10 protein-coding genes are annotated in these 12,301 nt (G+C 63.5%); 5 read left to right on the top strand and 5 right to left on the bottom strand.

The genetic code is table 11. The features are described 5' to 3' along the window. Nucleotides 1-182 precede the first annotated feature (182 nt). From prpC to HY019_RS19685, 5 genes are all read right to left on the bottom strand, one after another. Nucleotides 183-1,346 carry a 2-methylcitrate synthase gene (gene prpC / locus HY019_RS19705; RefSeq protein WP_290695459.1) on the bottom strand — a complete coding sequence of 388 codons (1,164 nt, stop codon included), beginning with the start codon at nt 1,344-1,346 and terminating at the stop codon, nt 183-185. 51 nt (nt 1,347-1,397) lie between these two features. Further along, nucleotides 1,398-2,282 (bottom strand): methylisocitrate lyase, encoded by an 885-nt coding sequence (prpB, locus tag HY019_RS19700; protein ID WP_035039537.1) that lies wholly within the window; start codon nt 2,280-2,282, stop codon nt 1,398-1,400. A 269-nt stretch (nt 2,283-2,551) separates the two neighbouring features. Then, the gene (locus tag HY019_RS19695; protein WP_290695456.1) at nt 2,552-3,211 is read right to left on the bottom strand and encodes a cytochrome b/b6 domain-containing protein; all 660 of its coding nucleotides are present in this window, start codon (nt 3,209-3,211) and stop codon (nt 2,552-2,554) included. Between the two features lie 26 nt (nt 3,212-3,237). Then, on the bottom strand, nt 3,238-3,690 hold the full coding sequence (locus HY019_RS19690) for a cytochrome c (protein WP_290695455.1): 453 nt from the start codon (nt 3,688-3,690) through the stop codon (nt 3,238-3,240). Between the two features lie 10 nt (nt 3,691-3,700). Further along, on the bottom strand, nt 3,701-4,732 hold the full coding sequence (locus HY019_RS19685) for a hypothetical protein (RefSeq protein WP_290695453.1): 1,032 nt from the start codon (nt 4,730-4,732) through the stop codon (nt 3,701-3,703). A gap of 255 nt (nt 4,733-4,987) precedes the next feature. Here HY019_RS19685 and HY019_RS19680 point away from each other — a divergent pair, with 255 nt between their 5' ends. The 5 genes from HY019_RS19680 to HY019_RS19660 all read left to right on the top strand — a co-directional run bounded on the left by HY019_RS19680 (nt 4,988) and on the right by HY019_RS19660 (nt 12,291). Then, complete coding sequence (locus HY019_RS19680; protein WP_290695452.1) at nt 4,988-5,812, top strand: response regulator transcription factor; 825 nt, start codon at nt 4,988-4,990, stop codon at nt 5,810-5,812. Nucleotides 5,813-5,875: 63 nt separating this feature from the next. Continuing rightward, on the top strand, nt 5,876-6,241 hold the full coding sequence (locus HY019_RS19675; RefSeq protein WP_290695449.1) for a response regulator: 366 nt from the start codon (nt 5,876-5,878) through the stop codon (nt 6,239-6,241). Between the two features lie 22 nt (nt 6,242-6,263). Continuing rightward, nucleotides 6,264-6,800 carry a chemotaxis protein CheW gene (locus HY019_RS19670; protein ID WP_290695447.1) on the top strand — a complete coding sequence of 179 codons (537 nt, stop codon included), beginning with the start codon at nt 6,264-6,266 and terminating at the stop codon, nt 6,798-6,800. Between the two features lie 8 nt (nt 6,801-6,808). Next, a complete protein-coding gene (locus HY019_RS19665; RefSeq protein WP_290695445.1) occupies nt 6,809-8,626 on the top strand; it encodes a methyl-accepting chemotaxis protein in 1,818 nt (605 codons plus the stop codon). Nucleotides 8,627-8,661: 35 nt separating this feature from the next. Continuing rightward, nucleotides 8,662-12,291, top strand: a complete 3,630-nt coding sequence (locus HY019_RS19660) for a response regulator (RefSeq protein WP_290695443.1) — start codon at nt 8,662-8,664, stop codon at nt 12,289-12,291. Nucleotides 12,292-12,301: the final 10 nt, after the last annotated feature.

Raw genomic sequence — 12,301 nt, 5'->3', positions numbered from 1 at the left:
ATGTATGTGAGGGCCAGGCAGGCAGCTTGGCTACCAAGCTTGAAGCCTGGGCGACGCGAGCATCAAAGCGCACATCAGAGCGCATGATGCGCTTGCAAGGCGTCAAGGTCTACAAGGGAAAAAGGCGCCACATCACGACGAATCACGCGTCGGCAATGTGGCGCCCTGGTTTGGCTCAAGGATTACTTGCGGTCCTTGATCGGCACGAACTTCTGGTCTTCAGGGCCGGTGTAGTTGGCCGATGGGCGGATGATCTTGCCGTCAATGCGTTGTTCGATCACGTGGGCCGACCAGCCGCTGGTGCGGGCGATCACGAACAGCGGGGTGAACATCGCGGTGGGCACGCCCATCATGTGGTAGCTCACGGCCGAGAACCAGTCCAGGTTGGGGAACATCTTCTTGATTTCCCACATCACCGACTCCAGGCGGGCGGCGATGTCGTACATCTTCATGTTGCTCTGCTCTTTGGACAGGTCTTCCGCCACCTTCTTGATGACCACATTGCGGGGGTCGCTCACGGTGTAGACGGGGTGACCGAAGCCGATCACGACTTCCTTCTTCTCGACGCGGGCGCGGATGTCGGCCTCGGCTTCATCGGCGTTGTCGTAGCGCTTCTGGATCTCGAAGGCCACTTCGTTGGCGCCGCCGTGCTTGGGGCCACGCAGGGCGCCGATGCCACCGGTGATGGCAGAGAACATGTCCGAGCCCGTGCCGGCCACCACGCGCGAGGTGAAGGTCGAGGCGTTGAACTCGTGCTCTGCGTACAGGATCAGCGAGGTGTGCATGGCGCGCACCCAGCTGTCACGGGGCTTCTCGCCGTGCAGCAGGTGCAGGAAGTGGCCGCCGATGGAGTCGTCATCGGTTTCCACGTCGATGCGCTTGCCGTTGTGGCTGTAGTGGTACCAGTACAGCAGCATTGAACCCAGCGAGGCCATCAGCTTGTCGGCGATGTCGCGGGCGCCGGGGTGGTTGTGGTCGTCCTTCTCGGGCTGCAGGCAACCCAGCACGGACACGCCGGTGCGCATCACGTCCATCGGGTGGGCCGACGGGGGCAGTTGCTCCAGCGCGGTCTTCAGGCCGGCGGGGATGCCGCGCAGCGACTTCAGCTTGGCCTTGTAGCCAGCCAGTTCGGCCACGGTGGGCAGCTTGCCGTGCACCAGCAGGTGGGCGATTTCTTCGAATTCACAGGTGGTGGCGACGTCCAGGATGTCGTAGCCACGGTAGGCCAGGTCGTTACCCGTGCGGCCAACGGTACACAGGGCCGTGTTGCCGGCGGCAGTGCCCGACAGGGCAACGGACTTCTTGGGCTTGAAACCGGGGGTGGTTGTTTCGGGGGTGGCGCTCATTGAGAGAGTCTCCTGGCTGAAAGTGGAAGCAGTCGGTTGGAACGGTCGGGATTACTTTTTGGCGGCAAACAGCGCGTCCAGCTTGCCCTCAAAGGCGTGGTAGCCGATGCGGTCGTACAGCTCTTCGCGGGTCTGCATGATGTCCACCACATTCTTCTGGTGGCCATCGCGTCGAATCGCAGTGTAAACAGCCTCGGCGGCCTTGTTCATGGCACGGAAGGCGCTCAAGGGGTAGAGCACCATGCCCACACCGGTGGGGCGCAGCTCGTCCACGCTGAACAGCGGGGTCTTGCCGAATTCGGTGATGTTGGCCAGCACGGGCACCTTCACGGCCTTGACGAATTTCTCGTAGGTGGGCAGGTCGTAGGCGGCTTCGGCAAAGATGCCGTCGGCGCCGGCTTCGACGCAGGCGATGGCACGCTCGATGGCAGCGTCCACGCCGTGCACCTGGATGGCGTCGGTGCGGGCGATCAGGAAGAAGTCCTTGTCGGTCTTGGCATCAGCGGCGGCCTTGACGCGGTCCACCATTTCTTCGGTGGTGACGATTTCCTTGCCGGGGCGATGGCCACAGCGCTTGGCGCCAACCTGGTCTTCGATGTGGCAAGCAGCGGCGCCGGCCTTGATCAGGCTCTTGACGGTGCGCTCGATGTTGAAGGCCGAGGGGCCGAAGCCGGTGTCGATGTCGACCAGCAGGGGCAGGTCGCACACATCGGTGATGCGGCGGGTGTCGGTCAGGACGTCGTCCAGGGTGTTGATGCCCAGGTCGGGCAGGCCCAGCGAGCCAGCGGCCACGCCGCCACCCGAGAGGTAGATCGCACGGTAGCCCGCGCGCTTGGCCAGCAAAGCATGGTTGGCGTTGATCGCGCCGATGATTTGCAGCGGGGATTCTTCCGCGAGGGCTTGGCGGAATCGTGCGCCAGGGGTCAGGGTGGCCATGTCAGATCTCCAACTTGAAAAAGCAGCGAGGTATGCCAGGCATGAAATGCAACGCCTGTGCCAGCGGGTCGTCACGGTGTTGCAGGCCCGTGAGTGGCTGCTGCAACTGGTTGATTTTGCTTGAGAAACGGGAGTCAGCACAGCTGGCGCTGCATTTCTTGTGGCGTTTCAGTGTTTCTGTAGTGAAACATTTTGCGCCGCAACTGAAACGCGTTCATGAAACGCGAACCTGAAACACGGCGATGAAACAACCGCGCCTGAAACAGCCTTCACAGGCTGGTGAGGTAGCCGACGGTTGCTGCGCAGGCCAGAAAGCAGAGCAGGGCGCGTGCCCAGAGGCCCCAGCCATCGTTGACCGCGTCACTTGCCCTGGCGGGCGCCTTGTCGCCGCTGACCATGGGCCAGATCAAGTTGATGCGGCGGCGCAGGCGGTAATACGCGATGGCGCACAGGTGCAGGCCGACCAGGGCATAGATCACATTGGCACCCACCTGGGCGTGCAGCGTGCTGATCTGCTCGGACAAGCCTTGATCGACGAACTTGGCCAAGGGGCCTTGCGCGGCGATGTCGTCGCTGGCGAACAGGCCTGAGCCCGTCTGCAGCAGGACCACGGCGAGCATGGCCAGCACCGACAGGGCGCCCAGCGGGTTGTGGCCAGGTGTGGCCTCATCCGGTGCCGTGCGGCCGCGCAGATAGGCGAGGATCACCGAGGGGCCGCGGACAAAACTGGCAAAGCGCGCGTGGCGGGTGCCGATCAGCCCCCAGATCACCCGAAAGCCGACCAGGCTCAGCGCCAAATAGCCAAAACGGAAGTGCCAGGCCATGGCTGTGCCGCCCAGGTACTGGGTGACCAGCGCCCCCGAAATGGCCAATACCAGCAACCAGTGAAACAGGCGCGTGGGTAAATCCCATATTCTGACTTTGCTCATGGTGCCTTGTTCACTGGTTCAGTTATTCAACGGTTGCGAAAACCCTCGTGACAGGATTTGCAGCTTTGTGCCGTCTGGTTGAAGGCGGCACGAATATTATTCAAGTCGCCTGACCGGGTGGCCTCCGATAATTTCCGGGTGGATGATTTAAGGTCGTCCATTTTCTGCTTGAATTGCGCGGCATCCTGCCAGACCTCGGGTTTGGCTTTGGATGGCGCCGCATCGGATCCCGGTGGGAATGCCGCTTCCATTTGCGCGGCCATCATTTCCATGATGGCGGCATCCTGGTTGCTGACAAGCTTGTCAAAAGGCCGGTCGCCTTTGGCCATGCTGCCAATTCGCTGGCTGTGGAAACTCATGACCTGAAAGGCCGCCTGCCGGTATTTGATGGCGTCGGCCGGCCGCGAGAAGGCTGTTTGGGCCAGGCTGCCCTGGCTTGCCAAAATAGCCAACAGGAAAGTGCAAATTCTGAAGACCATGGTGTACCTGTCAATGTGAATTGGCTTGTTGTAACTCCCAGTTGCGGGCGGTGTTCACGACTTTTTCAAATTCGCCACCTTTTTCAAGCAACACCTTCATGAGCGAGGCATCGAGTTCTTTCTCTACGCCCAGGTCGTCCAGCGGCATTTTCTTTTCCCGCACGGATTTCAGCACGCGCTGGATTTCCCCTGCGGCATGGGCGGGAGATTGCAACAAGACCAGGCGTTTCATTTTTTCCGGATTGTTGGGCACATGGCAGGACAGGCACTGAGACTCGCGCAGCGCGATGGCGAAGTCCCGGTAGGTCTTGTCCAGTTGCGGCTTGTAGGGGTTGTCGCTTCGGTACAGGCCGTCAAACAACGTCACCGCGGGCTGTGTCTGGCCCTTGGCATCGGTCCATAACCACTGGCCATCGAAGGCGGGTGGGGTGGCCTTGCTGCTCGTCACGCCCGCCACGGGGTCGCCAGCTGCCGAGAACTGGATGGCGCGGATCCTGGCTGTGTACGGGTCAATCCAGAGCAGGATGGTGTGGGCATTTTCATAAACCGACCACTTGTTGGCGTCGTGCCAGAAGGGGTAGGGGAATTGACCCGGCTGCAGGCGGTTTCTGAAGGCTGTGTTCAGACTGGCCTGGTAGAGTTTTTCTTTTTCGTTGAAGCTGACCTTGAATTGCCCATTGAACATGAACAAGGGCAGGTACAGGCCCGAAAGGATGTCTGGCGAGAACTGTGTCAGGTGGGTTTCCTTGAGGGGCAGGCTGGCATCGTTTTGACGGCCCCATAAAATAACGGGCTGCACCATCATCTGTTTGACCAGGGACTGGTTGAACAGGAATTTCTTGCAACTCTCAAATGCCGCCTGGTTATCCGGGTCGGAAATAGGGCAGTTTTTCTGTAACTGCTCTGCCATGGGTTGAATGGCTTGTTCTATCTGGGTTTGATTCACCCTGTCGGCCGCCCAGGCCATCTGCGTGCCCGCGCAAAAGTGCAAAAGCAGCGTGCACTTCGCGAGAATATGAAAAATCGATGCTGATCGCCCCATGAGCTGCTCCTGACGAGTTCGTGCTGGATCTTCTCATATGCCGATGCCTATTCGGGTAGCTTGCACTTGTGAGTATTTGCAACGTCGTTCCGTTACGTGCAGTTATTCATATATTGAATCCCACAAGGCCTGTGCATTCGGCGCAGAATCAATTTCACGCTGCTGATGCGACCGGGCCTGGCTTCATGGCCATGCAAGCACGCGGCCAAATCCGAGTTGAGGGTGAGTGAGTGGTTGAAAGCCGAGAGGACTGGTATGGACAGGCGTGACATCAAAGTGGCCGTTTACACGACGCAGCAGCGCGATATCCGCGTGATTGGCATCGTGCTCACCCACATCAAGAGTGCGAACTACAGTTTTACCGTGGTGCCCCCTGGCGCCGCCGAGATCGACGTGGCACTGGTCGATGCCAATGACCCCCACATGCTCTTGCAGCTGACGCAGGCCATGCACAGCCGCCCGCAATTGCAGGTGCTGCACCTGGTCAAGGAATTGGGGCAGGCCGGCAAGCGCACCGAGCTGGCCTCCTACCAGCTGATGATGCAGCTGCTGCCCACCCTGGAAGGGCTGGTGGCCCAGGCGGCCACACCGGGCGCCACACCAGCACCCGTGAAGGCACCGGAGAAGATCATTTCGGTGCTGCCCAAGAAGCTGCGCGCTCTGGTGGTGGACGACAGCCAGACGGTGCGCACGCAACTGGCCAATGTGATGAACCGCATCGGGATGGCCTGCGACATCGCCGATGGCGCCCGTGCCGCGCTGATGCAGCTGTCCAGCCGCCATTACGACCTCATCTATGTGGACGTCATGATGCCGGACATGGACGGCTACTCGCTGACCCGCGAGATCAAGCGCGACCGCAAGAACAAGGCGCCGGTCATCATCCTGACGAGCCAGTCGTCGCCCTTTGACCGGGCCCGCGGTGCGCTGGCCGGCTGCGACATCTTCCTGACCAAGCCGGTGGGCATGAAGCAGTTCTACGCCGCCACCACCAAGGCCTTGCGCAAATCGCTGGCCGTGGATGACCTCAGCGAGTGGATTCAGGACCCCTGCGTGGTGGCGCCGCCCGCGCACGTCTGAGTCGCCTGCTTGCGCACTCCCCATTCAATTTCTTGACTGTTCCTAGCTGAAAGAGGCTTCGCGATGATCGCCAACAAAGCACTGGTTGTGGATGACTCGACCACCGATCTGTCCAATCTGAAGGCCATCCTGCAGGACGCGGGTTGGCTGGTGAACACCGCCACCAATGGCGTGCAGGCGCTGGAGCGTGCCCGCATGGACCGCCCCAGCATCATCTTCCTGGACATCGTCATGCCGCAGCTCGATGGTTATGGCACCAGCCGCGCCTTGGCCGAAGACCCCGCCACCAAAGGCATCCCTGTGGTGTTCGTGTCGACCAAGAACACGCGCGCCGACCAGGTGTGGGCCCGGGCACAAGGCGGCAAGGCCCTGATCAGCAAACCCTTTCATGCCGACCAGATCGTGGACGCGCTGAAGTTCGCGGCTTGAAGGCACAGGCCCCTATATGCACATGGACAGCACGCCAGCATTGCGCGATAGCGCCAGCGTCAACGGTGAATTGCGTTATGGCTTTGTGGTGGGCGGTCTGCGCCTGGTGCCCGCGCAGCGCGTGCTGACGGAGATGATCGCGCAGGCCCGCATCTTCCCGGTGCCCAGATCGGCGCCGGGGCTGGCCGGTGTCACCAACCTGCGCGGCACCATCGTGCCCCTGCTGGACCGCCGTGAAGCCAGGCGGGGCGCACCCAGCATCCAGCCCTTCACCCACCGTGCGCTGGTGTTCGACCGGGACGACAGCCGGGTGGGGCTGCTGCTCGACACGCAACCCGAGTTGCTGAGCCTGATGCCCGCACCGGACGACACGCCCTGGCCTGCTTCGACCCTGAGCGCTTTTCTGACACGGCCCTGGGCTCAGGCCGATCAAAACGGGCAGATCTGGTGGGAGTTCAACCACCGGGCTGCATTCGAATCCCTGGCGCGTGGCGCCAGTCAAGCAGATGTTCCCCGCGCCGAAACCATCGGTGTCGACATGGAAGAGGTGATCGCATGAAGGCCAGCATGAAGCTCAATATCCGTCAGAAGCTGTTGATCGGCTTTGCCTTGCTCCTGGCCGCGCTGGTCGGGGTCGGCGGTTACGCCATCTTGCAGCTCAATGAGCTGGAGCAGACCATCAAGCGCACCCAGGGCAAGGAAGCCCTGCTGGGCCGGGCCAACTCGGCGCTCTGGGCCTTGCGCTACAGCTTGCCGCAGTACCTGGCGCTGGACAACCCGGCCGCGCGACAGAAGATCATCGACGAGCAGCCCGGCCTGTGGAAGGTCGTGGAAGACAACCTCAAGATCTACGGCGAAAGCGCGGGCCTGTCACCTGAAGAAGCGGTGCGCCACAAGGCCTTGACCGGCGGTTTCCCTGCCTACAAGCAGCGTCGCGCAGAGTGGTTCGACCTGGTCACCAAAGGCCAGTTCGAAGAGGCCGCCGAATGGCGCAAGAAGTACACCACCCCCACAGGTGCGGCCACCATCAAGGCCTTCGGTGAGTTGCTGGACATCACCGTCAAGAACGACGCCATCAAGCGGGACAAGCAGTTCCAGGCGCTGGCGGTGGCCAAGCAGGTGATGGCCGGTGTGGTGGGCGCGGCCTTCTTGCTGGGCATGCTGGCAGCCTTTGTGGTGGTGCGCTCGCTCACGCAGCCCATCAAGACGCTGATGTCGGCGCTGGCCCGGCTCACGGCAGGAGACTACACGGCCCGCGCCCATCTGGGCAGCCAGGATGAACTGGGCCTGCTGGGTAACGCGCTGGACAAGCTGCTGGACGAGCGCCTGGAGGGCTTGAGCAAGCAGGCCAAGGAAAGCGAGCAGATCAGCAACTCGGTGGTCGAGATCATGCAGGCCATGGGCCAGGTGGCGGCCACCAAGGACCTGTCCATCCAGGTGCCTGTGACCGAAGACGTGACCGGTGCCATTGGTGATGCCATGAACATGCTCACCAGCGAAACGGCCAAGGTGCTGGGCAATGTGAGCCATGTTTCTCAGAACGTATCCCGAGCTACCATGGAAGTGAAGCACAACGCCGACACCGCCATGGCCGCGGCTTCGCAAGGCCAGCAGGAAGTGGAGTCGGCTGCCCGTGAGCTGTCGCAAGCAGCGCTCACGCTGACCGAGATGGCCCACATGGCCGGCAAGGCCAACGAATCGGCCGAAGCCGCCGTGCGCACCACGCGCCAGGCCCTGGCCACGGTGGACAAGACCGTGGTCGGTATCAACGAGTCGCGTGATCTGATCCGTGAAACGGAAAAGCGCATCAAGCGCCTGGGCGAACGTTCGCAAGAGATCACCCAGGTCGTGGGCCTGATCAACTCGATCGCCGAACGCACCGGTATCCTGGCGCTCAATGCCTCGATGCAGGCCACGGCAGCTGGGGACGCGGGGCGAGGCTTTGCCATCGTGGCCGATGAAGTCAAGCGCATGTCCGAGAACGCGCGGGAGGCCACCCGGGAGATCTCGACCCTGGTCATGTCCATCCAGTCTGAAACCACCGAGACCGTGCTGGCCATGAACAACGCCATCACCCGCGTGGTCGATGTGTCCCGCCTGGCTGACCAGGCCGGCACCGAGATGATGGGCACCCAGCAGGCCACGGACGCGCTGGCCAGCAGCGTGCGCACCATTGCGGCGGCATCCATGGAGCAGGCGCGTTCCGGCCAGACCCTGCAGGCCCGGGCCCAGACCATCCAGCAAGCCACCCGGGACACCACACGCCAGCTCACGCAGCAAAACGAGGTGACCACCAAGCTGGTGAGCTATGCCCAGGCCCTGGTGCGCGAGGTGTCTGTCTTCAAGCTGCCGAACCGGCTGGCTGCTGACGGCCGTCGCAGCTGATCGCGGTCGCTGTGCACAAGCGGGAGTACCCCCACATGCCTGACGCCACCTTGCGTGAGAACCTGGAGCCCGTGCTGTTCGACCTGTTCGACCGCGCGGCCAATGTGCAGGCATGCGGCGACGCCGTGGTCTTGCTGGCTTATCACCAACAGGTGTTCGAGCTGGAGCGTGTGGCCAAGCAGCAAGGGCTGTTCGGCCTGGGCTATGTGTGCATGCTGGTCGAAAGCGGGCTCATCAAGCTGGTGGCCCAGGAGGCGCTGGCCACGCAGGATGCCCGCGAGGCCCTGGCCGCCTGGCCCGCGCTGGTGCTCAGCGAACTCTTCAGTGCCTCGGCCTGCGATGAGGCCTTGTCCTGGCAGATGCTGCACCAGCTGCGTGCCTACGACTGGTTTCCCGACATCTCGACCCCTCATGTGGCCCTGGTGGAGACGCGCCTGGCCGAAGACCGTGCCCGGCTCAATGCGGCAGGCGAAGCGGATGTGGCTGATGAGGCCATCCACTCGATCGCCGTGACCCAGCCCATGCCGCTGGACGAGCCCGCCTTGCATGAGAACGATGAAGAGGCGCTGGGTGTGGAGCACATTGACCTGGAGGCGCTGACGCCTGCACAGGCACCTGCTCTTTCCCCTGAGTCCGTTCCCGAACCCATTCCCGAACCTGTGCAGGAACTCGAACAGGAACCCGTGCAGGAACGTGCGCAAGAGCCGGAGGCCGCGCACGAGCCGGTGCCTGAACCAACGCTCGAAGCCGAGCCGGCGCACCAAGAGGCCATGTTGCTCGACGATGACGCTGATGGTGCCCCGGTTGCCGAGGGTTGCGTCACGCAGGAGGAGCTGGCCATGCTCAGCGACGCCATGGCCGCCTTGCGCGACGACCTGAGCCTCGCCATCGCAGACCCCGAGGCCATGCAGCACGTCGACGTGGCCCTGGAGGCCCAGCTCGAGCAGCTGCAGAACATCGTGAACGCCGCCAACCTGGTGGGCATGACGGGCCTGCGCCAGGTGCTGGAAGTGGCGCTCATCAACACGGCCGCGCTGCAGGCCGAGGCCAGCCCGCCCACCGATGCGCAAGTGGTCCTATTGCTGCAATGGCCTGAACTGGCGATGGCCTACCTGCAATCGCCCAACGACCTGGGTCGCGCACAGGCCTTGACTGCCCTGTTCATGGACCCGGGCTGGGCCATGCCTGCCGAAGCCGAAAGCATCCCGGACTGGCTGGCCGAACTGGTGTCCGTCAAGGTGATCCGTGCGCGTGCCAGCGAAGGGCGCCCCGAGCAGGCCCTGCCCGAGCACGTGGACATCAGCGCACCCGCCGACATCGACCGCAAGGTGCTCGACAGCCTGCTTCAGGAGTTGCCGCCTCACGCCCAAGCCTTCTCCGAGCTGGTGCAACGCCTGGCCCACGGCGGCACCCTGGATGATGCCGAGCAAGCGCGCCGCGTGGCCCACACGCTCAAGGGCGCCGCCAACACCGTGGGCATCAAGGGCGTGGCAAACCTGACCCATGCCCTGGAAGACATCCTCGTGGCCTTTGGCCGCGAAGCGCGCTTGCCACCCCCCGCGGTGTGCGACACCCTGGTCGAGGCCGCAGACTGCCTTGAGGCGATGAGCGAGGCCTTGCTGCAAGGCGACGCTGCGCCCCCCGAAAGCCTGGCCGTGCACCAGAAGGTGCTGAACTGGGCCAACCTCATCGACCAGGACGGCCTGCCTGAAGCGCTCGCAGCCAGCCCTGACACGGATCTGGCCAGCCAGGCGAACCTGGCGCAGCCCGAACCCATCGCCCCGATGGCGCCCATCGCATCCCAAGCGCCCGCTGCAGCCACGCAACCCGTGCTGGCTTTCGCCGAAGCCGAGCCGGAGGCCACCGAAACCTATTTGCGCGTGCCCACCTCGCTGATCGATGCCTTGCTCAAGCTGGCCGGTGAAAGCAGCATCGTCACCTCGCAGATCCAGGATCGCGTCAAGCACCTGAGCGACAACATCAACGCGCTGCGCGCCGGCTCCCGCCACTTCGGCCAGCTGTCGGCCGACCTGGAACAACTGGTCGACGTGCGTGGCCTGGCCATGCTGGGCGGCCACACCGGCGAGCTTGATGCGCTGGAGATGGACCAGTACAACGAGCTGCACATGCTCTCGCGCCGCATCGTCGAGTCCGGTGCCGACAGCCGCGAGTTCGTGCGCAGCTTCGAGCGCGACATCACCGGCCTGCGCGACCTGATCGCCGAAAAAGAGCGCATGCAGCTGGAGATCCAGCGCTGCATCCAGCGCACCCGCATGGTCGACGTGGCCAGCGTGGTGCCGCGCCTGCAGCGCACGGTTCGCCAGGCTGCCCGCGTGCTGGGGCGCTCGGTGGCCTTGAAGGTGCAGGGCGAGCAGACCATGGTCGACACCGAGTTGCTGGACCGCATCATCGATCCGCTGATGCACGTGCTGCGCAACGCCGTGGACCATGGCATCGAGCCGGCAGAGGTGCGCCTCGCGCAGGGCAAACAGCCCGAAGGCCAGATCACCCTGAGCTTCAAGAGCGAGGGCAACAACGTGGCCGTGTGCTGCGAAGACGATGGCGCCGGGCTGGACCTGGCCGCCATTCGCCAGCGTGCCCTTGCCGTGGGCCTGATCCAGCCAGACGCCGTGCTCAGCGAAGCCGAAGTCATGCGCCTGATCCTGGTGCCCGGTTTTTCAACACGCACGCAGGCTACGCAGATCTCGGGCCGTGGCATCGGCATGGACGTGGTGCAGCGCGCCGTGCTGGACTTGCGCGGCACGCTGGAGATGGGGGCCACGCCAGGGCAGGGCAGCCACTTTGACATGCACTTCCCAGTGAGCATGAGCACCTTGCAGGTGATGCTGACCCGCTCGGACGAACACCTGCTGGCCATCTCGGTGCGCGGTGTGGAGCAGATCCTGCCGGCACGCGAAGAGCTGGAAACCACCGCCGACGGCGCCTTGTTCTACCTGATGCAGGGCGAGCGCTTGCCCGCCGTGCGCCTGGAGCGCCTGCTGGGCCTGCCTGATCGGGCCTTGCAACGCCCCGGCGTGATCGAGGTGGCCATGGTCATCCGCGACGAATTCCGCCAGCACCGCGTCATCATCGTGCCCGAGCTGTTCGAGTCACGCACCGTGGTGGTCAAGCCCTTCCACGCCATGATGGCCCGCACCCTGGGTGTGGATGGTGCCACCATCCTGGGTGACGGCGCTGTGGCCTCGGTGCTGGATTTGCCCGATCTGCTGCGCGGCTACCAGGCCAGCGCCCAGCCCGCCGTGAGCGAGATGGTGCAGCAGGCCCATAACCGGCTGCCCGTGTGCCTGGTGGTGGACGACTCGGTCAGCGTGCGCCGCACCATGGAGCAACTGATGCACGACTCGGGCTACGAGGTGCTGACCGCGCGGGATGGTGTGGACGCCCTGGGCGTGGTCCAGAGCCGTGCGCCCGACATCGTGCTGGTCGACCTGGAAATGCCCCGCATGAACGGCCTGGAGCTGACCAGCGCCTTGCGCAACCGCCTGGCGACCAAGGCCACCCCTGTGGTGATGATCACCTCGCGTTTCACCGACAAGCACCGCCAGCTGGCCAGCGACGCCGGGGTCAACGCCTTCCTCACCAAACCCTATTCGGAAGACCTGTTGCTCAACACCATGGATGGCCTGTTGCGCAGCGCCGCTTGAACGGTTTGTT

Source organism: Aquabacterium sp. (assembly GCF_016195855.1).
Taxonomy (GTDB): domain Bacteria; phylum Pseudomonadota; class Gammaproteobacteria; order Burkholderiales; family Burkholderiaceae_C; genus Aquabacterium.
This window is presented reverse-complemented; position numbering and strand designations above follow the sequence as displayed.

What these genes read in the sequence shown, in the direction of transcription:
- HY019_RS19690 (WP_290695455.1), bottom strand. Translation starts at nt 3,690, where the DNA reads ATGGTCTTCAGAATTTGCACTTTCCTGTTGGCTATTTTGGCAAGCCAG.
- HY019_RS19675 (WP_290695449.1), top strand. Translation starts at nt 5,876, where the DNA reads ATGATCGCCAACAAAGCACTGGTTGTGGATGACTCGACCACCGATCTG.
- HY019_RS19685 (WP_290695453.1), bottom strand. Translation starts at nt 4,732, where the DNA reads ATGGGGCGATCAGCATCGATTTTTCATATTCTCGCGAAGTGCACGCTG.
- prpB (WP_035039537.1), bottom strand. Translation starts at nt 2,282, where the DNA reads ATGGCCACCCTGACCCCTGGCGCACGATTCCGCCAAGCCCTCGCGGAA.
- HY019_RS19660 (WP_290695443.1), top strand. Translation starts at nt 8,662, where the DNA reads ATGCCTGACGCCACCTTGCGTGAGAACCTGGAGCCCGTGCTGTTCGAC.
- prpC (WP_290695459.1), bottom strand. Translation starts at nt 1,346, where the DNA reads ATGAGCGCCACCCCCGAAACAACCACCCCCGGTTTCAAGCCCAAGAAG.
- HY019_RS19680 (WP_290695452.1), top strand. Translation starts at nt 4,988, where the DNA reads ATGGACAGGCGTGACATCAAAGTGGCCGTTTACACGACGCAGCAGCGC.
- HY019_RS19670 (WP_290695447.1), top strand. Translation starts at nt 6,264, where the DNA reads ATGGACAGCACGCCAGCATTGCGCGATAGCGCCAGCGTCAACGGTGAA.
- HY019_RS19665 (WP_290695445.1), top strand. Translation starts at nt 6,809, where the DNA reads ATGAAGCTCAATATCCGTCAGAAGCTGTTGATCGGCTTTGCCTTGCTC.
- HY019_RS19695 (WP_290695456.1), bottom strand. Translation starts at nt 3,211, where the DNA reads ATGAGCAAAGTCAGAATATGGGATTTACCCACGCGCCTGTTTCACTGG.